The following is an 18,853-nucleotide window of genomic DNA, read 5'->3' on the forward strand; positions in this document are numbered from 1 at the left end:
ACCGGATTGATTTTGGGGTCATATCAGCCATTTAAGTTGAAGGTTTTTAAACAATGAGTAAATTTTTGAAAAAAATGGGTAGCATCTTATTTAATCCCCGGTTTGCACCAACTGCGCTAAAAGTTGCTTTGTTTGTGGGGACAATTCTCTTCCTGATTAATCACGGCAAGGCTTTTTTTAATGGACAAATGGACCCCGATCGGTGGATTTCTGCGGGATTATCCTACTGTGTCCCCTATATGGTCAATATTCATGGTCAATTCATCAGTAATACCCGAAAAAGGCCGTAAATCTAGTCGGAGAATTAATCGGTTTCAGGGCTTCCCCTTTACTGGGAATCAATAGTTTTGGGGGGTGAGACAGATGAAGTTTAAGATGAATATTGGATCCGGACCTGGCAGGCGATCGGACAGCACTTGATGGGATGTTCTCCACTTACGGGAAGCACTTTTGTAAGAGTTGCAGCCGGTAGAGACTGGGGTAGTCAATTAATGACTCCCCCAGATTCTGGTCAAGCCAGTCCTTTTATTTGACGATGGCCATTTTGCGGTTGTTGATGGGGGAAATTTCCAAAACCCCGAAAATTTCTACTTGATTCCGGATGCCTTACGCCTCTCAATAGTGTAATAATCAAAGACCAATCAATCCAACCCGCCATCACAATCAGGAGCTATTCATGGTTCAAACGGTCATTACTCCATTTTCTCATAAAATCGGTTCCCCCTTAACTAAAAAGGAAATTACCGTTTTACAAATTAATCTAGGAAAACGCTGTAACCAAGCCTGTATTCACTGTCATGTAGAAGCAGGACCAAATCGCACCGAAGAACTTTCCTCGGAAGTCTGTAACCAACTGATTGAATTGATTCATCGCTTTGATTCCATTCAAACGGTAGATATCACTGGCGGCGCACCGGAAATGAACTATGGATTTAAACCTTTAGTAGAAGCATCCCGCGCTGCTGGTAAACAGGTAATTGTTCGTTCCAACTTAACAATTTTTTTTGAACCCGGTTTTGCCGAATTACCGGCCTATTTTGCTGAACATCAATTACAAGTCGTGGCATCTCTCCCTTGTTATTTATCAAATAATGTTGACAAAATGCGCGGCAATGGCGTCTATGACCGCTCCATTCAGGGGATAAAGTTACTAAATGATTTAGGATATGCCTCGGATCCTCAATTAATTTTAAATTTGGTCTATAATCCATCCCTCCCAACCTCTCGCGACCAATTTTATTTACCCCCGCCTCAAAAAAAATTAGAAGCGGATTATAAAACCTACTTGGCTGAACATTACGACATTAGGTTTAACCAGTTGTTGACTCTGACCAATTTACCGATTGGGCGCACCAAGTTATATCTACAACGCCAACAACTCCATCAACCTTACTTACAGTTCCTAGAGGATAATTTCAATCCCGAAACGGTTTCCCATCTGATGTGTCGCAATGAACTGTCTATCGACTATTTAGGCAATATTTATGACTGCGATTTTAACCAAATGGAAGGCATCCCGGCCAAAACTGCGGACGGCGAAACACTCACAGTAGCAAAAGTATTATCCGTAGGTAATTTAGATTTACTCACCGAGGTACAAACCGCTGCCTTTTGTTATGGGTGCACCGCTGGATCGGGCTCAAGTTGTGGTGGCGCTTTACTGTAAGCTGCGCGAGTTGATGGAGGGGGCGATCGCGCGCGCATAGGACTTACGCATTACTTGTCTATCGGTAGGAGAGATTCGCTTGGATACCCGTATATTTAGAGTTTCTTATCCAAATCTGCGTAAGTTCAGGCTCAGGAAACTCCCCTCCCTCAAAACAAACGCCCAAAAACCGGGTTTCTGACTTCAATCTGAGCTGCTCCCTCAGAGGAATGTTAAGAAATCCTGTTTTTGAGCTGGAATTCCCAAGTGTCAAAACCTGATTTTTTGCAACATCCAATACGCTATTAAGTTTTCCAAAAATTTCTGGGATTCCTCAGCCTATCCAAATTAGTATAAACCTAATTATTATTCCGGTTGGTATCTATTTTTACTTTTTTTGATAAAGTAGATAAACTAAATAAAATATGTCCGATATTTTTTTATAAAAAAATATACGGATAGTGATATAAATCTCGGTAAAGCTAAGTACAAAATTACTCAATTTTATCCGGACCCAAGTGCAGGAAGTCTGCCATTTGGAGGATTTCATCCAGACCAAAAGAGATTAAGAATTAGAAAGGGGACTGGCTGCGATCGCCTTTAATCCCCACGGATCAATGATCCGCGCCACCCCCAATTTAACCCGGTATCAATGAGCGAGATCGGCAGAAAATGACCTAAGAAATTAGCGGAGGAACCGAATCATGTACGAGCAAACCCTTGCCAACCGACGACAGACCTCTCAAGGCTTCAAAGCGGCCCTAGAACGCCCCAATCCAGGATGGAGCACTAAAAAGGAGCACGAATCGATCGCTCGCCAGCGTACACTCACAGAGGCGATCGCCCTGTATCACTCCACCGATCGCCCTATCACTCGGTTTTTAGCCACAGTTTTACAGGAAATGGAAAAGGTCCACGGCAACCCTACCGCCCTCTACCCCACCTTAGCAAGGCATCCCGAACTCCTCACCGATCGCTTTGCTGAACGTCTCTCTCGGGTTGTCATTGGTATTTTGCCGACTCTCAGCCAAAAACGAACCCTTGAGTTTGCTACAATCCTCGTAAATCTAGGCGGCCTAATTTGGGACTACTCCCAAGGGAAAAAAGCCGAGTTTATAGAAATTGCGATCGCCTGTTGTGAAACGGCCCTCCCCATGTTTCCCTGCGATCGCCTCGAATCACAACCCTGGGGAGCCACCCAGGACAATCTCGCGTTGGCCTATAGTGAGCGCTTACAGGGCGATCGCATCAATAATCTCGCCCGGTCCTTTTCTCATTATCAACAGGCTTCCCAAGTCTTTATCCGTCACCCCTTTCCCCAACAGTGGCGACCCCTGCTTTCCCGACCCTAACACCCTAATACCAAATCCGGTTGTAAAAACTCGATTTTCTGAATTAGCCCGCGCAGGCGGGCTTCGTCCGTATAGCCCCAGGCTTCAGCCTGCGGGTTTCTTAGCCCGCGCAGGCGGGCTTCGTCCGTATAGCCCCAGGCTTCAGCCTGCGGGTTTTCTTATTCCTGATACGATCGCCCCCAACAAACACAAAAAAAGCGAGAACCTACTTCTCGCTTTTTGTTTCAGACATAGCCGATGATTTGCCATCCTCCATATCCCAAAACGGTTAATTTGTCAACTACACTGGCATCGTTGTCGATGCCGCCAGTTCCTCTAACCGTTCCTGCTGATCCTGACTGATGCAAGATTGAATCACTTCCTCGATATCCCCTTCCAGGGTACTCATCAGAGTAAAATTTTGACCTAGGCGGTGATCCGTAACCCGGTTATCCTTGTAATTGTAGGTGCGAATCTTTTCCGATCGCGCACCCGTTCCTACCTGCGATCGCCGCATGGAAGTCACCGCTTCCTGTTGTTCCGCCAACTTCAAATCGTACAACTTCGCCCGCAGAATCTGCATCGCCCGTTCCCGGTTTTGAAGCTGCGATCGCTCCTCCGTACAGAAAATCCGGATCCCCGTCGGCTTATGGAACAAATCCACCGCCGTCTCCACCTTGTTAACGTTTTGACCCCCAGCGCCACCCGATCGCGCCGTAGTCAACTCAATATCCTTCGGATCGATGTGGACCTCCACCTCATCCACCTCGGGCATTATCGCCACCGTTGCTGTAGAAGTATGAACCCGACCTCCCGCTTCAGTAAGCGGCACTCGCTGAACCCGATGCACTCCCGCTTCAAACTTGAGCTTGCTATAAACTTGCTCTCCCTGAATTTCCAGGATTGCCTCTTTAAATCCACCCATATCCGCCGTGGACTCGCTCAACATCTTCACGCGCCAGCCTTGAGTTTCAGCATAGCGCGAGTACATCCGCACCAAATCCCCCGCCCAAATACTGGCTTCATCTCCCCCAGTTCCCGCCCGAATTTCTAGCATGATGTTTTTCTCATCATTCGGGTCCCGAGGCAGCAGCAAGATCTTCAGCCGGTTTTCAAGCTGTCTTAATTGCTGATCCAGTTCCGCTACTTCCTGGGCTGCCATCTGTTGCAATTCCACATCGCTACTGGCTTCCTTTAGGACCTGCCTTGCGCCAATTAACTCCGCTTCCGTATTTTTCCAATTTTCATAAGTATTCACCACTTCCTCCAAGGAGGAACGGGCTCTCGCCACTTTTTGAAACTCGTTCGGGTCTCTGGCGATATCGGGGTCCGCCATCCGTCGAGTCAATTCGTGAAAAGTTTGTTCAACAGATTTTAATTTATCGAGTAGATAAGTTTCGGCCATAGAGCAGTCCTCAGTCTAGAAAGTAGGGAGCGCGTGGATCTCTAGCGGTTAGCTGATTAAACCATAGCAAATCAGCAAAACATCAATTTGCTACTCCTCACAGCTAACAGCTAAAATACCCGGGCTACTTTTTAGTATTTTGACCGCTTTCTCCACTGGTCGAGGTCATCCCGTACTTCCGACGGAAGCGTTCAATCCGTCCTTCGGTATCGATCACCTTTTGGGTGCCGGTATAGTAAGGATGATTTCCGGACCAGACATCTACATGAATTTCCGGCTTAGTCGAGCCCACAGTCATAACAACTTCACCATTGCAAATGACTTTAGCTTCTGGATACCATTGTGGATGAATTCCTGGTTTTGGCATGGTTTTGTTCTCCTTGAACCCGTCGCTTGTTCTGTTTTATTTTAGCCTTTTGTGTCCTTTGTCATTTGTCCTTTGTCATTTGTCCTTTGGGAAAGACCCACAGCCAATGACCAACGACCCATGACACTTAACCCATGACCAACGACCCTTGACAGTTGACCAATGACCATTGACCAATGACCATTGACCAACGACCAATGACCTTACCGTTTGGAGTATTGAGGGGCCTTCCGAGCTTTGCGGAGACCGTATTTTTTCCGTTCTTTCGCACGAGGGTCCCGGGTGAGAAAGCCTTCCACTTTGAGAGGATGGCGATTTTCAGGATCAAGTTCGCACAGGGCACGAGCCACGCCCAAACGAATCGATTCGGATTGTCCCGTTAACCCACCGCCCCGGACATTCACCAGGACGTCATATTCATTTTCTAGTCCGAGGGTTTCCAGGGGGGCTTTAGTTGCACTCAGATACCCGGCGTTGTACTGCAAATAGATTTCTGCGGATTTGCCATTAATGGTCACAGTGCCGTTACCCGGAACCAGGCGCACCCGGGCGACGGAAGATTTCCGACGGCCTGTACCCCAATACATGACGCGGCCACTTTGTTGGATTCCTTGCATTAAGAATTACCTCCTGGAATAGTGTTGATGGTCAAAGTTTCAGGTTTTTGAGCGGCGTGAGGATGTTCACTCCCGGCATACACATTCAACTTGGTGAACAACTGTCGCCCTAAGCTATTTTTGGGGAGCATTCCCTTCACCGCTTGCTCGATAATTCTCTCCGGCAAGCGATTTTGTAGTTTGGCAAAGGTCTCGGTTTTCATGCCGCCCGGTCTACCGGAATGACGCCGGTAGAGTTTTTGGGTGCGTTTTTTGCCGGTGACTTCAATTTTGTCAGCGTTGACCACAATCACGAAATCACCTGTATCCATGTGAGGAGTATAGGTGGGTTTATTTTTACCGCGCAGGATGCGGGCAATTTCCACAGCCAACCGGCCCAGACGCTGGTTGGCGGCATCGATGACATACCACTTTTGCTCGATGGAGCCTTGTGGCGGAACGTAGCTTTTGTTCATGGTTAGTTCGTAGTTATCAGTTATCAATGAGCTGGGCTACTGGGTGGCAAGGGAGGCGGCGGCATCAATTACGCCCCTTGCTTCGCCGGACTTTGGACCGAATATTTAATGAAGGCTATAGGGAAGCTTCATAAAGGAGGGACTCAGGGCAAACTCTGGCATCGTATCCCACCAAATTTCAGGGGGAAAGGGAGACTCAGGATAGGCCACTCGTAATAAGCATAGACCCTGGGCGGGTGCTGCATACTTAACTTCGGAGCGACGCTCATTCACCCACAGGTCTTTAAAGGATGAAGGGTCTCGCTCCGATGTCCCGACTTCTACCAGCAAGCCAACCAGTAGCCGCATCATCCCATAGAGGAATCCATTGGCTTGCACTTCGATCTGAACGAATGGCCCGTGGCGATCGCATTTGGCTTCCTGTACCTCTACCCAGGAATGCTGGCGCTGCGACCCAGCCCGGTGAAAGGCTGCCAAATGATGATGACCCACCAAAGGGTTCAGGGCTTCTTGAATCAAGGATTCATCCAGGGGTGCATAATAATAATGCCAAGAAAAGGGGCGCACGAACAGGTTCGGTTGCTTGTGGGTATAGAGGATGTATCGATAACGACGGGAAACCGCCGAAAATCGCGCGTGCCACTGGGAGTCTACCGCCGCCGATGCCAGGACCAAAATATCGTTGGGGAGACGACTATTGAGGACCCCCGCCCATCTTTCCGGTGGAATCGGACTGCTGGCTTCAAAATGAGCCACTTGAGCGGCTGCATGAACCCCGGTATCCGTTCTTCCGGCAGCAATCACCCGAGTGGGCTGGTTGAGGACCCCGCCCAGTACGGTTTCGATCTCCTCCTGCACCGTCCTTTGGTTCGGTTGCCGTTGCCACCCATGAAAATGAGTGCCCAGGTATTGAATGACCAGGGCAATTCTTTGGGTCAGCATCGTAGGAGTGGAGGATTTATGGGAAACATGAGGGTTTAGCGCGAAGATCTTAGAGTTAAAAAAACTAAAACCAGGGCGTCTAAAAATCCTAAAATTTGCTTACACTAGCTCGATAATTGCCATGTCCGCATTGTCTCCCCGGCGGGAAACGGTTCTCATGATTCGAGTGTAACCGCCTTGGCGATTTCCATATCTCTCTTGAGCTTTTTCAAACAAGGCGTGAACGAGCTGTTTATCATAGACATAACCCATCGCTTGACGACGAGCGGGTAAGGACCCATCTTTGGCTAGGGTGATCATCCGTTCCGCTTCGGAGCGAACGGCTTTAGCTCGAACTTTAGTGGTCGTGATGCGACCATGACGAAGTAACTCTGTAGTCAGCGCTCTTAGTAAAGCTTTACGCTGATCGGCAGGTTTACCTAATTGGGGAACGCGACAACGGTGGCGCATAATGAAGTATCAACGATGTAGGTTGAACGATAAAGGATGAACTATAAATTATAAGCGCTTGACTGACTTTAGGGAAGTAAAAAGTGTGAAGTGTAAAGGATGAAGTCAGAGGGTTTCAGACTTTACACTTAACACTTGACACTTTGCCGCTTAAGTGCTGGTTTTAGCTGACTTTTCTTGGGGCAAGGTAATCCCTAAGCGCTTTTGCAATGCTTCGATGACTTCTTCTGCCGACTTTTGACCGAAGTTTTTGATTTCTAAAAGATCTTCTTGACTGTAGTCGAGTAGATCCGCGACTGAGTTAATTTGCGCCCGTTTGAGACAGTTATAAGCTCGCACGGAAAGTTGCAATTCTTCAATCGGAATTTGACTGGTCGGGTCGGCTTCAGTCGGCGATTCTTCGAGCATTGACTCGATCGTGATATCTTTGAGTGGAGAAAACAGATCCACTAGGATGCTGGCCGATTGACTCAGTGCCTCTTGGGGCGAAATTGAGCCATTCGTCCAGATTTCCATAATCAATCGGTCTTTCTCCAAAGATCCACCTACCCGTGCATCTTCAACGCTGTAGTTGACCTTGCGAACGGGCATGAATACAGCGTCTATCAAGAGAAAGTCTAAAGCCGTATTTTCATCTCGACTCCGGTCTACTGCTCGATATCCTTTGCCTTTTTCCACCCGAAATTCCATTTCTAAGGTGGAACCCTCGGCAACGGTTGCTATATACTGGTTGGGATCAATCGACTCGACCTCTGAGGGTAAATCAAACCGACCTGCCGTTACCGTTGCCGGACCTTGAACCATTAAGCGTCCAATTTGCGGTTGCGGTGAGTAGCTTTTGAGGACAACTTCTTTCATGTTCAGTAAAATTTCCAGAACATCTTCTCGGACGCCCTCAATTGTGGCAAACTCATGATTGACCCCAGCAATTCGGACGGCGCTTACGGCTGTCCCTTCCAAGTTAGAAAGTAGCACTCTGCGTAGGGCATTCCCTACTGTTGTGCCTTGACCCCGTTCTAACGGTTCCAGTAAGAATTTTCCATACTGGGACTGGTCTCTTTCAGTGTTTGACTCTACACACTCAATCTGAAACTGCGCCACGGAGTGACCTCCCTTCTCCTCGATCCATCGAAGGCCAGTTTAGCCTCCCTCGTTTAATGCTGACTCGCTCCTCATTGACTGAGGATTTAACCATCGCTCGGAGTGATAAATCAGGAGTTATTAGTTTTAAATCCCTCATCTCCTCTCAATCCTGATGCCCGAATCTTTTTTGTCTGACTTCGTTTTTTCCAAGGCTGCTATAGGCCAATGTTTAAACTCTACGGCGCTTGGGTGGACGGCAGCCATTGTGCGGAATTGGGGTGACGTCCCGAATCAAGGTGATTTCTAGGCCCGCACCTTGGAGGGCGCGAATGGCAGTTTCTCGGCCTGAACCGGGACCACTGACCATCACCTCAATTTGACGCATTCCCTGCTCGACTGCACGGCGTGCTGCATTCTCTGCGGCTGTTTGAGCGGCAAAGGGAGTTCCTTTTTTCGCGCCTTTAAAGCCACTAGAACCACTGGTTGCCCAGGAAATTACTTCTCCGCTCGGATCGGTAATTGTGACGATGGTGTTATTAAAGGTGGACTGAATGTAACCCACTCCATTAGGCACATTCCTTTTTTGCTTCCGCGAGCCAGTTTTTTTGGTTGTTTGTCGCGCCATATCGATCGCAATAGTGAAGGTTTAAATGATTGAGAGTTAGTAAGAAGTTCGGCTTCATCAAGCCGAACCTGATTCTCGATTGAATCGTTCTTACTTCTTGGAAGGGGCTTTTTTCTTGCCTGCCACGGTGCGCCTTCCACCTCGTCGGGTTCGGGCATTGGTCCGAGTTCTCTGTCCGCGTACGGGGAGTCCCATGCGATGACGGCGACCCCGATAGGTGCCGATGTCCATCAGACGCTTGATGTTCATGGACTCTAAGCGTCTTAGATCCCCCTCGACTTCGTAATTCTTTTCTAAGTCTTCCCGGAGGGTGGTGACTTCGGCGTCGGTTAAATCTTTGACCCGGGTATCTGGATTGACCCCGGTGCGTTCCAAAATTTGTTGGGCTCGCGTTGGCCCAATCCCATAAATGTATTGCAGACCTATTTCAACTCGCTTATCGCGAGGTAGATCTACTCCGGCAATTCGTGCCACGCTCGTTTTCTCCCTCTACTGGTTAGTATGTTTCTACAACGGTAAGCTATTCTAAATGCCAGAATTTAGGGCATTTGAATTCCTGGGAAGGGTTTTGATCTAACCCTGACGTTGTTTGTGCTTTGGATTGGAACAAATGACCATGACTCGACCGCGACGACGAATGACGCGGCACTTCTCGCAAATTTTCTTGACGGATGCTCGGACTTTCATTTCTATTTGAGCAGCGCTACAAACTTCATATTATATCAATTTTTGTCAGAAATGACAAAAAGAGGACCGACTTGTTTTTATCAGGATTTTTAGGGATAAGCTAGAAAGAATCCTTACTTCTTACGAAGACGGTAGGTGATGCGACCTTTGGTTAAGTCGTAGGGGGTCAGTTCTACTTTGACGCGATCGCCCGGAAGAATTTTGATGTAATTCCGGCGAATTTTTCCCGAGATGTGGGCGAGTACGTTAAACCCATTGTCTAGGTCTACCCGAAACATCGCATTAGGTAGGGATTCAGTCACCGTCCCTTCCATCTCGATTAGATCTTGTTTAGCCAAGTTGTTTTTACCTCAATGCTAGAAATACAGTCAACAGCGCTCGGGCGATCCTATCGAGAGCAGATGGCGATCGCACTCAAGAAAGATTTTTCACGAATAGCTGACAGAGCAGCCCGTGACATATCTTAGCAAAAATAGCGCCAGATCGACCCAGGCACGGGGGAAGTTACACCAGTTACTGCTACCGGAAACAGCAGCGATCGTAACTGGGTAACTCCGGTATTTGAAACCCGTCTCCCGGTGGCATTTTTTTTCAACTGGTGACTACTTTTTTCAGAATGGCCGCAACTGCCTCAATAGACGAATTGCCATTGATAGCAATCAGCCGACCGCGCTCTCGATAATAGTCAATCACCGGAATCGTTTGGGTGTGATACACCCCTAAACGACGGGCGATCGTCTCATCACCATCATCGCTGCGTCCTCGACCATGTAACCGATCAATCAATTGTTTGTCCGGGACTTCCAAACTAATGGCTGACTTACACTCTTGCTGAATATCATCGAGAAGATGATCTAAAAACTCAGCTTGAGGCACATTCCGGGGAAATCCATCCAGAATCCATCCGGTTTTAGTGGCATCCGGTTGAGTCAGGCGATCGCGAATCAGATCTAAAAGCAGCGAATCCGGGACCAACTCCCCTCGCTCCATATACGCTTTAGCCTGATTGCCCAGATCAGTCTGTTGCTCAACTGCGGCCCTCAAGATATCCCCCGTTGAAATATGGGGAATATGATGAGATTGGGAGAGGATCTGAGCTTGAGTTCCCTTCCCCGCTCCAGGAGGACCCAAAAAGATTAGTCTTGTCACTATTGCTTCACCATTCCTTCATAGCGCTGGGAGATCACATAGGTTTGAATTTGTTTGGCCGTATCGATCGCCACCCCCACCAAAATCAGCAGAGAAGTTGCTCCAAACCCCTGGAAAGTCCGTACCTGTGTGGCACTTTCCACAGCAGTTGGCAGGATCGCCACCATCCCCAGAAAAATGGCTCCCAAAAACGTTAATCGGTTGAGTACCCGCTCCACATATTCCGTCGTAGCCCGTCCTGGACGAATCCCGGGAATACTGGCCCCCATTTTTTTCAAATTCTGAGCCATGTCTACGGGATTAACAATTAATGAAGCGTAGAAATAGCTAAAAAACAGAATTAACGTCAAATAAAACGCCACATAAACCAACGGAGCTGGACCATTCGGAGCCAAATAAGACGAAATGGTAATCATCACGTCATTTTTGGTAAATTGAGCCACAGAAGCCGGTAAAATTAACACCGCCGATGCAAAAATGATCGGCATCACTCCCCCTTGATTTAACCGCAAAGGAAGATAGCTACTTTTTTCCCGATAAAGCTTCCGTCCGACCTGACGACGAGCCGAAATAATCGGAATTCGTCGCGTCCCTTCTTGGACAAAAACAATCCCAACAATGGTGATTAAAAAGACCAAAGTCAGAATCAAAACCGGACCCACAATCGCTTGGTCTTCCCGCGCCAGGGCCAGAGTTTGACCCAAAGAATTCGGCAGAACCGCCACAATATTGACAAAAATCAATAAGGAAGCACCATTGCCCACCCCGCGTTCGGTAATCAGCTCAGATACCCACATCACAAACATTGAACCCGTAGTCAATGCCACGGCAGTCTGGACGTAAAATAAAACCCCTGGATTCGGATCTTGGGCAAAAGCCCCAACCCATAGAGCAATGCCGGTACTTTGCAGCACTGCCCATCCCAAGGCAACATACCGAGTAATCTGAGAGATTTTGCGCCGACCTGCTTCCCCTTCATTTTTTTGTAAATCTTCTAACGAAGGGAGAGCAGAGGTCAGTAATTGCATAATAATGGAGGCATTAATATAAGGCAGGATCCCTAGGGCAAAAATCCCTAAAGCTCGCAAGCCACCCCCAGAAAACAGGTCTAAAAAACCAATCAGTGGACTGCCATCAATATTGGCTTGAAATCTGGCCAGATCGATACCGGGAACTGGAATCCAAATGCCTAAGCGCACCAAAACTAACATACCAATGGTGAGGAGCAGCCGACCTCGTAGGCCCGCTGCTCTAGCCATCTGCATGAAAGTCTCCTGAGCGGTTGGTGCTTTATCTCGACTAACAACCATTAAGGAGTACCTCTACTGTTCATTGCAGCGCTCCGTGTCCTTGTCTAGGATTAATGCCCTTGCGGTCATCTCATCCTAGGATTTGGCATCACTGGTTTCACAAGTTCCACCGGCAGCTTCAATCTTGGCTTTAGCCCCTGCGGTAAAGGCAGCAGCTTTCACATTCAAGGGAACATTAAGTTCCCCATCTCCCAAGATTTTCAGCGGCCCATCATTGGTGGTGATAATGCCCGCTTCCATCAGGGACGCTAAGGTCACTTCACTGTTAGCGGCCAATGATGCCAACTTACTTACGTTAATCGTAGTGTATTCTTTACGATTGACGAGGGGAAAGTGCTTGAGCTTAGGTAAGCGGCGATACAGGGGCTGTTGTCCCCCTTCAAACCCAGGACGGGTGCTACCCCCGGCTCTAGCTTTTTGACCTCTCATCCCTTTACCGGCGCTGGCACCTTGACCGGCAGATATACCGCGAGCCAAGCGCCGTTTCCGTTTTTTAGAGCCCGCTTTGGGTCCTATTTCATGTATTCTCATTTTTCTCCCTGTGTCTGTAACTTGACTCGGTTCAGGCTGATGGCGATGGATTAGGCGTAGAGCTTGTCAACGGCAATGCCACGCTCGTCAGCGACTTCCGACAAGGTTCGCAGACTGACTAGGGCATCGATCGCAGCTCTAGCATTGTTCAGGGGGTTGTTAGACCCCAACTGTTTGGCGAGAATATTGCGAACTCCGGCTAATTCTAGGACGGTCCGCACGGCACCCCCGGCAATTACCCCGGTCCCCGGTGCGGCGGGACGCATCATCACTTTGGCTCCGGTGGCACTGCCATCGACGCGGTGGGGAATGGAGTTGGCTTTGGTCAGAGGTACTTCGATCAGGTGCTTTTTGCCATCGGCGACGCCTTTTTTGACGGCGCTGATCACGTCACTGGCTTTACCCACACCGACTCCGACTTGACCGCGCTCGTTACCCACGACGACGATCGCCCGGAAGCTGAGTTTTTTACCGCCTTTGACGACTTTGGTAACCCGGCGAATCTGAACGACCCGCTCTTGCCAATCTGTTTCTTTTTCCCGAGTGCGGGCGTTTTTTTTACGACGTTCTGCCATAGTTTTTTGTCAGGAATGATTGTTGCTATTCGTTCGGTATTGGTGCGTTTGCGGTCGCTCGGTCTTGATCGCTCTTGAGGACGAGATTATCCCGTGCGACTGGCAACGCGCAACTGCCGAAACTTAGGCGACTTTAGAACTTTTTAGAACTCTAAACCCGCTTCACGGGCCGCTTCTGCTAGGGCTTTTACCCGACCGTGGTACAGGTTACCGCCGCGATCAAAGACGACTTTTTGAATGCCTTTTTCCCGGGCGCGATCGGCAATCAGTTTGCCGACTTTGGCCGAGGCATCACAAGTGGCTCCTGTCTCTAATTCAGCTTTTAATGCCGGATCGAGGGTGGATGCTGCCGCGAGGGTTTGGTGTTGGGTATCGTCAATCACTTGAGCATAAATATGCTGGTGAGAGCGAAATACAGATAACCGAGGACGTTCTGGGGTGCCGACGACCCGACGTCGCACGCGCCGATGTCGGCGTTCAATAGATTCACTGCGAGTCAGCTTCATAGTTTATTTCTTACCTGTCTTCCCTGCCTTGCGTCTGACTTGTTCGCCTGCATAGCGAATTCCCTTACCTTTATAGGGTTCGGGGGGACGGACGTCCCTAATTTTGGCGGCGGTATTGCCGACGATTTCTTTGTTGATGCCGCTAACAATCACGTTGGTGTTGTTTTCTACGGCGACAGAGATACCTTCGGGGGGGTTAATTTCAACGGGGTTGCTATAACCGACGTTGAGAATTAGGTTGCGCCCTTGGACTTGAGCCCGATAGCCCACCCCTTGAATTTCCAGTCGTTTTTGAAATCCTTCAGAGACCCCTTGAACCATGTTGGCGACCAAGGTGCGGCACAATCCATGACGTTGACGGGCGGCCCGAGACTCGTCCCGACGGGTGATTTGGATGGTTTCGCCTTCTTGTTCAACGATGACTTCGGCGGGTAGCTCTCGGGAAAGTTCGCCTTTTGGCCCCTTAACGGAGACCTTTTGCCCATCAATGGATATAACGACTTTGGCCGGTATATTAATGGGTCGCTTACCAATACGAGACATAGTTTTCCTCTTTCTTTACTTGTCGAGATTTAAGCCGTAAGGTCAGAATTGAAGGGGGCAGGGTGCTGCTTCCCCTTGCAGTCAGGACCGATTCACGGAAAAAATCTCAAACTACCAGACATAGCAAAGCACTTCACCGCCTACACCTTGACGACGGGCGTCGCGGTCGGTCATGATGCCCGAGGAGGTGGAAATGATGGCAATTCCAATGCCGCCTAAGACGCGAGGTAATTCTTTCCGATTGGAATAGACTCGCAACCCGGGTTTACTGACCCGTTTTAAGGCTTTGATAATAGGTTGACGATTTTTGCCTTTGTATTTCAAGGCGATCGCCAGTTTTTTATCGACCCCTTCGCCTACTTCTTCAAATTCAGCAATAAAGCCTTCTTCTTGAAGAACTTTGGCAATGGAACGGGTCATGTTTGTGGATAGAACTTCTGTTTTTTGGTGCCGTGCTAGGCTTGCATTGCGGATGCGTGTTAGCATGTCTGCAATCGTGTCGTTAGCCGCCATTTTTCGCTCCTTATTCCCCTGTTAATTATCCTTCTTTGAAGGGCATTCCCATTTCTTTGAGTAAGGCGCGGCCCTCTTCATCCGTTGTTGCCGTTGTGATGATGGATATGTCCATACCCCGAATTTGGTCAATCCGGTCGTACTCTACTTCTGGAAAAATTAATTGTTCTCTGACGCCCAAGGTGTAATTGCCTCGTCCGTCAAAGCTTTTGGGACTAATGCCGCGAAAGTCCCGAATCCGAGGTAGTGCTAGACTGATGAGGCGATCGAGGAAAGAATACATCCGATCGCCCCGGAGGGTGACCATCATTCCCACAGGCATTCCTTGACGAATTTTAAAGCCTGCGATCGCCTTTTTCGCCCGTGTCACCACGGGTTTTTGTCCCGCAATTGTAGCGATTTCTGCCAAAGATGATTCTAGCGCTTTCGCATTGCTAGATGCTTCCCCTAAGCCTCGGTTAATGGTGATTTTCACCACCTTTGGCACCTGATGGATATTTTTGTACTTAAACTGTTCCATCAGTTTGGGGACGATGGTTTCTTGATACCGCGTTTTGAGTTGAGTGGTCATGAGTTTTACATCCTTAATCCCTGGTCTTTGTCAGGGAGTCCTTATTTTTGAAGATATAGAGCGGTGGGGTAGGGCAAGAATCCCTTACCCTTCGTCCCTTGCCTAATCAATAATTTCCCCGGTTTTTTTGAGCATTCGCACCTTCCGTCCATCTTCGGTGAAGGTGTAACAAATCCGGCTTGCCACTTTTTCCTTGGAAGAATAAAGCATGACATTTGAGCTATGAATCGGAGATTCAAACGTCTCAATCCGACCGGATTCTCCTTCTTGCTGAGGTTTAACGTGCTTTGTTTTCACGTTAACGCCTTTCACAATCACTTGGCTCTTAGTCGGAAAGGTTTTCATAATTTCTCCAACCTTTCCTTTTTCTTTCCCAGCAATAATCTGCACCGTATCGCCGGTTTTGACGTGCATTTTATAGCGGGTCAGCGCAGTGTTCCGTTGTTTTTTAGCCATTTACAGCACCTCCGGCGCTAAGGATACGATTTTGGTGTAATTTTTATCGCGCAATTCGCGAGCAACGGGGCCAAAAACGCGGGTTCCCTTGGGGTTACCATCGGGGTTAACAATTACGGCGGCATTGTCATCAAAGCGAATGCTCATCCCACTCTCGCGACGTAATCCTTTGCGGGTGCGAACCACTACAGCACGCACGACATCAGATTTTTTAATCGGCATATTGGGAATAGCATCCTTGACGACGGCGATAATCACGTCACCAACGCCTGCATAGCGGCGGTTGCCCCCGAGGACACGAATGCACATTAACCGTTTAGCACCGCTATTATCTGCAACGTTGAGATACGACTCTTGTTGAATCACCTTCAGTCTCCCTAGTTCTTAGATTTCGGCGGCACTATTGATAATCTCAATCACTTGCCAGTGCTTTGTGCGACTGAGGGGGCGAGTTTCCTGGATGCGGACGCGATCGCCCTCTTGGCATTTATTTTCCTCATCATGCGCTTTGTAGCGCTTAGTTTTGACGACAATTTTGCCGTACTTAGGATGAGGGCTTCTATTTTCGATCGCCACAACGACGGTTTTATCCATCTTGTTGCTGACCACTACACCAACTCTTTCTTTAACTGCCATGTCACTTACTCCTATTCGGCGGCGGATTCGGCATTAGCCCGTTTGCGTGCGCCTTCCAGTGTAAGCAACTGAGCCAGTTGATGTCTCTTGTGCTTGAACAGGTGGGTTTTTTCCAACCGGCGCGTGGCTTTTTGCAGTCTGAGCGTAAATAATTCCCGCTTCAGGCTCAAAATCTGCTCGTTGACTTCCTCATCGCTCAAGTTAGCGATGTCTGCCATTTTGGGAAAAGCCATTCTCTTACTCCCCTTCTCGCGAAATGAACTTGGTTTTGATGGGCAACTTGTAATCCGCTAACCGCATGGCTTCACGAGCAGTTGCTTCAGGCACGCCACCAATCTCAAACATAATGCGACCGGGTTTAACAACAGCCACCCAAAATTCGGGAGACCCCTTACCAGAACCCATCCGGGTTTCTGCCGGACGCATGGTCACGGGTTTGTCTGGGAAGATGCGAATCCAGATCTTGCCACCCCGACGGATATACCGGGTCATGGCTCGACGGCTGGCTTCAATTTGGCGGGAGGTAATCCAACAAGGTTCTAACGCTTGTAGGGCGAATTCACCGAAGTTAATTTCATTACCCCGAGTCGCCAGTCCTCGCATCCGCCCGCGCTGTTGCTTGCGAAATTTCGTTCTTCTAGGACTTAACATGATGTGGTAATCGGTAATGGTTCATTGAGCGCGTCAGGGAGGCGATTGTCATTTGTCATTTGTCATTTGTCATTTGTCATTTGTTATTGATGACCAGGGACCAGTGACCAAGGACCAGTGACCCGTGACCAGTGACCAGTGACCAACGCGGGCGAGTGAGCCCGGAGTAGCGCTGGTTTCAGCGTTCGCTCCCTACCAAAAGCTGAATCTCTTACCCTTCATTGGAGCGGTCTTCAAATTGCTGACGGCGTTTTTTCCCGCCTCGGGGCCGAGGACCTGCACTCGCTGCTGCCGCAACCTCCAGTTCTTGCCCGGGAATGATTTCTCCCTTGAAAGTCCACACTTTGACGCCGAGAATCCCATAAATGGTACTGGCGGTGCGGTAGGAGTAATCAATATCGGCGCGTAAGGTATGCAGGGGTACTCTGCCTTCGCGAGTCCACTCGGTCCGAGCAATTTCTGCCCCGTTGAGGCGTCCGCTGACTTGGACTTTGATGCCTTCAACTCCAGCTTTTTGAGCGCGCTGAATGGCTTGCCGGACGACGCGACGGAAGGAAACCCGGCGTTCGAGTTGGCTGGCGATGTATTCCGCAATCAAGGTTGCATCAGCATCCACTCGGGCCACTTCCACAACATTGATGCGAATTTGGCGGTTGCTGCCAAGCATTTCTTGCAGTCCGGTCCGTAAGGACTCGATACCACTGCCACCGCGACCCACAACTACGCCCGGGCGGGCGGTGCGAACTTCCAGGTCGATCTGGTCGGCTTTGCGCTCGACCCGAACGTCGGAGATGCCCGCGTTGTTCAGGGTGCTGTGGACATATTCGCGAATTTTGTAGTCTTCTTGTAAAAGTTCGGGGTAGCGATTGCTATCCGCGAACCACCGGGAGCGGTGTTCTTTGGTCACACCAAGCCGGAAACCCGTTGGGTGTATTTTCTGTCCCACGTTCTGTGCGTCCTCTACAAAAACTAACCAGTATCTCGTAAACCGTAAAGTCAAGACTTAGGCTGACTTAGCACGTTTACGTTTGCTGTTCTATTCGTCGTCAAGCTCGGGAGCGACGGCAACGGTGATGTGACAGGTCGGCTTGCGGATCATGTAAGCCCGTCCCTGCGCCCGAGGCCGGAATCGCTTGAGAACCGGGCCACCATCGGCATAAGCTTGAGAAACCCATAAGGTGGCTGGATCGAGTCCGCTGTTATGCTCTGCATTGGCTGCTGCCGATCGCAGAACTTTGCGAATCGGTTCGCAAGCACGATAGGGCATAAATTCGAGGATGATCAGCGCTTCGCGATAGGAGCGACCTCGAATTTGGTCCAGGACTCGCCGTACTTTGTACGGAGACATCCGAATATAACGCGCGATCGCTTTGACTTCTGTTGAGGTATCGATAGCCATAGTTTTCTCCGTTGTCCAAAGTCCTTTGTCGTTTGTCGGTTGTCCTTTGTTGTTATTAAAGAACGTTTGACATCAGACTCCGAACTGGCGCGTGCCGCTCTACTTTTTATCGCCGTTGACTTTTTTTATCGCCTTTGGCGTGTCCCCGGAAGGTCCGAGTCGGGGCAAATTCCCCTAATTTATGTCCGATCATCTGTTCGTTGATATAGACCGGCACGTGCTGGCGTCCGTTATGGACGGCGATCGTGTGACCGAGCATATCAGGAATGATGGTCGAAGCTCGTGACCAAGTTTTAATGACCTGTTTGTCGCCTTTAGCATTCAATGCTTCGATTTTACTCAGCAAATGATCGGCTACAAAAGGTCCTTTTTTCAGTGAACGACTCATAAGTCAGTGATAATTTCT

30 protein-coding genes are annotated in these 18,853 nt (G+C 49.0%); 3 read left to right on the forward strand and 27 right to left on the reverse strand.

The annotated features are described in order from the left end of the window. Positions 1–53: 53 nt before the first annotated feature. The 3 genes from nrtS (at position 54) to NG792_RS11565 (ending at position 2,997) form a co-directional block, all read left to right on the forward strand. Positions 54–290, forward strand: a complete 237-nt coding sequence (nrtS, locus tag NG792_RS11555; protein WP_317619502.1) for a nitrate/nitrite transporter NrtS — start codon at positions 54–56, stop codon at positions 288–290. Positions 291–676: 386 nt separating this feature from the next. Continuing rightward, positions 677–1,666: an arsenosugar biosynthesis radical SAM (seleno)protein ArsS gene (gene arsS, locus NG792_RS11560; protein ID WP_261235529.1), complete on the forward strand. Its 990-nt coding sequence runs from the start codon at positions 677–679 to the stop codon at positions 1,664–1,666. Between the two features lie 683 nt (positions 1,667–2,349). Continuing rightward, entirely contained in the window at positions 2,350–2,997 is a 648-nt protein-coding gene (locus NG792_RS11565) for a hypothetical protein (RefSeq protein ID WP_261235530.1), read from the forward strand. Positions 2,998–3,277: 280 nt separating this feature from the next. On the opposite strand, the gene prfA is transcribed toward NG792_RS11565, so the two are convergent. From prfA to rpsS, 27 genes are all read right to left on the reverse strand, one after another. Continuing rightward, the gene (gene prfA / locus NG792_RS11570; RefSeq protein WP_261200405.1) at positions 3,278–4,381 is read right to left on the reverse strand and encodes a peptide chain release factor 1; all 1,104 of its coding nucleotides are present in this window, start codon (positions 4,379–4,381) and stop codon (positions 3,278–3,280) included. Between the two features lie 124 nt (positions 4,382–4,505). Then, positions 4,506–4,748, reverse strand: a complete 243-nt coding sequence (gene rpmE / locus NG792_RS11575) for a 50S ribosomal protein L31 (protein WP_261200406.1) — start codon at positions 4,746–4,748, stop codon at positions 4,506–4,508. Positions 4,749–4,951: 203 nt separating this feature from the next. Further along, positions 4,952–5,365: a 30S ribosomal protein S9 gene (rpsI, locus tag NG792_RS11580; RefSeq protein ID WP_261200407.1), complete on the reverse strand. Its 414-nt coding sequence runs from the start codon at positions 5,363–5,365 to the stop codon at positions 4,952–4,954. Further along, positions 5,365–5,820 (reverse strand): 50S ribosomal protein L13, encoded by a 456-nt coding sequence (gene rplM / locus NG792_RS11585; protein WP_261200408.1) that lies wholly within the window; start codon positions 5,818–5,820, stop codon positions 5,365–5,367. Before rplM ends, rpsI begins: the two co-directional genes overlap by 1 nt. 105 nt (positions 5,821–5,925) lie before the next feature. Further along, positions 5,926–6,762 carry a tRNA pseudouridine(38-40) synthase TruA gene (gene truA, locus NG792_RS11590; RefSeq protein ID WP_261235531.1) on the reverse strand — a complete coding sequence of 279 codons (837 nt, stop codon included), beginning with the start codon at positions 6,760–6,762 and terminating at the stop codon, positions 5,926–5,928. A gap of 99 nt (positions 6,763–6,861) precedes the next feature. Beyond that, positions 6,862–7,212, reverse strand: a complete 351-nt coding sequence (rplQ, locus tag NG792_RS11595; protein ID WP_261200410.1) for a 50S ribosomal protein L17 — start codon at positions 7,210–7,212, stop codon at positions 6,862–6,864. A gap of 150 nt (positions 7,213–7,362) precedes the next feature. Next, complete coding sequence (locus NG792_RS11600; protein WP_261235532.1) at positions 7,363–8,313, reverse strand: DNA-directed RNA polymerase subunit alpha; 951 nt, start codon at positions 8,311–8,313, stop codon at positions 7,363–7,365. A gap of 211 nt (positions 8,314–8,524) precedes the next feature. After that, positions 8,525–8,920, reverse strand: coding sequence for a 30S ribosomal protein S11 (rpsK, locus tag NG792_RS11605; RefSeq protein ID WP_015148991.1), 396 nt, complete (start codon positions 8,918–8,920; stop codon positions 8,525–8,527). Between the two features lie 90 nt (positions 8,921–9,010). After that, positions 9,011–9,394: a 30S ribosomal protein S13 gene (gene rpsM / locus NG792_RS11610; protein ID WP_261200412.1), complete on the reverse strand. Its 384-nt coding sequence runs from the start codon at positions 9,392–9,394 to the stop codon at positions 9,011–9,013. 99 nt (positions 9,395–9,493) lie between these two features. Next, positions 9,494–9,607, reverse strand: coding sequence for a 50S ribosomal protein L36 (gene rpmJ / locus NG792_RS11615; protein ID WP_006618079.1), 114 nt, complete (start codon positions 9,605–9,607; stop codon positions 9,494–9,496). A gap of 113 nt (positions 9,608–9,720) precedes the next feature. After that, on the reverse strand, positions 9,721–9,945 hold the full coding sequence (infA, locus tag NG792_RS11620) for a translation initiation factor IF-1 (RefSeq protein WP_008191178.1): 225 nt from the start codon (positions 9,943–9,945) through the stop codon (positions 9,721–9,723). 253 nt (positions 9,946–10,198) lie between these two features. Beyond that, positions 10,199–10,756, reverse strand: a complete 558-nt coding sequence (locus tag NG792_RS11625; protein ID WP_261235533.1) for an adenylate kinase — start codon at positions 10,754–10,756, stop codon at positions 10,199–10,201. Further along, positions 10,756–12,066, reverse strand: a complete 1,311-nt coding sequence (secY, locus tag NG792_RS11630; protein WP_261200414.1) for a preprotein translocase subunit SecY — start codon at positions 12,064–12,066, stop codon at positions 10,756–10,758. The genes NG792_RS11625 and secY overlap by 1 nt, the downstream gene beginning before the upstream one ends. 75 nt (positions 12,067–12,141) lie before the next feature. After that, positions 12,142–12,597: a 50S ribosomal protein L15 gene (gene rplO / locus NG792_RS11635; protein ID WP_261200415.1), complete on the reverse strand. Its 456-nt coding sequence runs from the start codon at positions 12,595–12,597 to the stop codon at positions 12,142–12,144. A gap of 50 nt (positions 12,598–12,647) precedes the next feature. After that, entirely contained in the window at positions 12,648–13,172 is a 525-nt protein-coding gene (gene rpsE, locus NG792_RS11640) for a 30S ribosomal protein S5 (RefSeq protein ID WP_261200416.1), read from the reverse strand. A 143-nt stretch (positions 13,173–13,315) separates the two neighbouring features. Continuing rightward, complete coding sequence (gene rplR / locus NG792_RS11645; protein ID WP_261200417.1) at positions 13,316–13,678, reverse strand: 50S ribosomal protein L18; 363 nt, start codon at positions 13,676–13,678, stop codon at positions 13,316–13,318. Between the two features lie 3 nt (positions 13,679–13,681). After that, positions 13,682–14,221, reverse strand: coding sequence for a 50S ribosomal protein L6 (gene rplF, locus NG792_RS11650; RefSeq protein ID WP_261200418.1), 540 nt, complete (start codon positions 14,219–14,221; stop codon positions 13,682–13,684). 111 nt (positions 14,222–14,332) lie between these two features. Then, on the reverse strand, positions 14,333–14,734 hold the full coding sequence (rpsH, locus tag NG792_RS11655) for a 30S ribosomal protein S8 (RefSeq protein WP_015148983.1): 402 nt from the start codon (positions 14,732–14,734) through the stop codon (positions 14,333–14,335). Between the two features lie 25 nt (positions 14,735–14,759). Beyond that, the gene (rplE, locus tag NG792_RS11660) at positions 14,760–15,305 is read right to left on the reverse strand and encodes a 50S ribosomal protein L5 (RefSeq protein WP_261200419.1); all 546 of its coding nucleotides are present in this window, start codon (positions 15,303–15,305) and stop codon (positions 14,760–14,762) included. A gap of 102 nt (positions 15,306–15,407) precedes the next feature. Next, positions 15,408–15,761, reverse strand: a complete 354-nt coding sequence (gene rplX, locus NG792_RS11665; protein WP_261235534.1) for a 50S ribosomal protein L24 — start codon at positions 15,759–15,761, stop codon at positions 15,408–15,410. After that, positions 15,762–16,127 (reverse strand): 50S ribosomal protein L14, encoded by a 366-nt coding sequence (rplN, locus tag NG792_RS11670; RefSeq protein ID WP_261200421.1) that lies wholly within the window; start codon positions 16,125–16,127, stop codon positions 15,762–15,764. Positions 16,128–16,145: 18 nt separating this feature from the next. Continuing rightward, entirely contained in the window at positions 16,146–16,397 is a 252-nt protein-coding gene (gene rpsQ / locus NG792_RS11675) for a 30S ribosomal protein S17 (RefSeq protein ID WP_261200422.1), read from the reverse strand. Positions 16,398–16,408: 11 nt separating this feature from the next. Beyond that, a complete protein-coding gene (gene rpmC, locus NG792_RS11680; protein WP_261235535.1) occupies positions 16,409–16,630 on the reverse strand; it encodes a 50S ribosomal protein L29 in 222 nt (73 codons plus the stop codon). 4 nt (positions 16,631–16,634) lie between these two features. Next, the gene (gene rplP / locus NG792_RS11685) at positions 16,635–17,048 is read right to left on the reverse strand and encodes a 50S ribosomal protein L16 (RefSeq protein ID WP_261200424.1); all 414 of its coding nucleotides are present in this window, start codon (positions 17,046–17,048) and stop codon (positions 16,635–16,637) included. 211 nt (positions 17,049–17,259) lie between these two features. Further along, positions 17,260–17,994 (reverse strand): 30S ribosomal protein S3, encoded by a 735-nt coding sequence (gene rpsC / locus NG792_RS11690; RefSeq protein ID WP_261200425.1) that lies wholly within the window; start codon positions 17,992–17,994, stop codon positions 17,260–17,262. 90 nt (positions 17,995–18,084) lie between these two features. Then, on the reverse strand, positions 18,085–18,447 hold the full coding sequence (gene rplV, locus NG792_RS11695) for a 50S ribosomal protein L22 (protein ID WP_261200426.1): 363 nt from the start codon (positions 18,445–18,447) through the stop codon (positions 18,085–18,087). A 106-nt stretch (positions 18,448–18,553) separates the two neighbouring features. Continuing rightward, a complete protein-coding gene (gene rpsS, locus NG792_RS11700; protein ID WP_261200427.1) occupies positions 18,554–18,835 on the reverse strand; it encodes a 30S ribosomal protein S19 in 282 nt (93 codons plus the stop codon). Positions 18,836–18,853: the final 18 nt, after the last annotated feature.

Source organism: Laspinema olomoucense D3b (assembly GCF_025370785.1).
Lineage (GTDB): Bacteria > Cyanobacteriota > Cyanobacteriia > Cyanobacteriales > Laspinemataceae > Laspinema > Laspinema olomoucense.

Coding starts and splice junctions, on each gene's coding strand:
- nrtS (WP_317619502.1), top strand. CDS start 54: ATGAGTAAATTTTTGAAAAAAATGGGTAGCATCTTATTTAATCCCCGG.
- arsS (WP_261235529.1), top strand. CDS start 677: ATGGTTCAAACGGTCATTACTCCATTTTCTCATAAAATCGGTTCCCCC.
- NG792_RS11565 (WP_261235530.1), top strand. CDS start 2,350: ATGTACGAGCAAACCCTTGCCAACCGACGACAGACCTCTCAAGGCTTC.
- prfA (WP_261200405.1), bottom strand. CDS start 4,381: ATGGCCGAAACTTATCTACTCGATAAATTAAAATCTGTTGAACAAACT.
- rpmE (WP_261200406.1), bottom strand. CDS start 4,748: ATGCCAAAACCAGGAATTCATCCACAATGGTATCCAGAAGCTAAAGTC.
- rpsI (WP_261200407.1), bottom strand. CDS start 5,365: ATGCAAGGAATCCAACAAAGTGGCCGCGTCATGTATTGGGGTACAGGC.
- rplM (WP_261200408.1), bottom strand. CDS start 5,820: ATGAACAAAAGCTACGTTCCGCCACAAGGCTCCATCGAGCAAAAGTGG.
- truA (WP_261235531.1), bottom strand. CDS start 6,762: ATGCTGACCCAAAGAATTGCCCTGGTCATTCAATACCTGGGCACTCAT.
- rplQ (WP_261200410.1), bottom strand. CDS start 7,212: ATGCGCCACCGTTGTCGCGTTCCCCAATTAGGTAAACCTGCCGATCAG.
- rpsK (WP_015148991.1), bottom strand. CDS start 8,920: ATGGCGCGACAAACAACCAAAAAAACTGGCTCGCGGAAGCAAAAAAGG.
- rpmJ (WP_006618079.1), bottom strand. CDS start 9,607: ATGAAAGTCCGAGCATCCGTCAAGAAAATTTGCGAGAAGTGCCGCGTC.
- secY (WP_261200414.1), bottom strand. CDS start 12,066: ATGGTTGTTAGTCGAGATAAAGCACCAACCGCTCAGGAGACTTTCATG.
- rplO (WP_261200415.1), bottom strand. CDS start 12,597: ATGAGAATACATGAAATAGGACCCAAAGCGGGCTCTAAAAAACGGAAA.
- rpsE (WP_261200416.1), bottom strand. CDS start 13,172: ATGGCAGAACGTCGTAAAAAAAACGCCCGCACTCGGGAAAAAGAAACA.
- rplR (WP_261200417.1), bottom strand. CDS start 13,678: ATGAAGCTGACTCGCAGTGAATCTATTGAACGCCGACATCGGCGCGTG.
- rplF (WP_261200418.1), bottom strand. CDS start 14,221: ATGTCTCGTATTGGTAAGCGACCCATTAATATACCGGCCAAAGTCGTT.
- rpsH (WP_015148983.1), bottom strand. CDS start 14,734: ATGGCGGCTAACGACACGATTGCAGACATGCTAACACGCATCCGCAAT.
- rplE (WP_261200419.1), bottom strand. CDS start 15,305: ATGACCACTCAACTCAAAACGCGGTATCAAGAAACCATCGTCCCCAAA.
- rplX (WP_261235534.1), bottom strand. CDS start 15,761: ATGGCTAAAAAACAACGGAACACTGCGCTGACCCGCTATAAAATGCAC.
- rpsQ (WP_261200422.1), bottom strand. CDS start 16,397: ATGGCAGTTAAAGAAAGAGTTGGTGTAGTGGTCAGCAACAAGATGGAT.
- rpmC (WP_261235535.1), bottom strand. CDS start 16,630: ATGGCTTTTCCCAAAATGGCAGACATCGCTAACTTGAGCGATGAGGAA.
- rplP (WP_261200424.1), bottom strand. CDS start 17,048: ATGTTAAGTCCTAGAAGAACGAAATTTCGCAAGCAACAGCGCGGGCGG.
- rplV (WP_261200426.1), bottom strand. CDS start 18,447: ATGGCTATCGATACCTCAACAGAAGTCAAAGCGATCGCGCGTTATATT.
- rpsS (WP_261200427.1), bottom strand. CDS start 18,835: ATGAGTCGTTCACTGAAAAAAGGACCTTTTGTAGCCGATCATTTGCTG.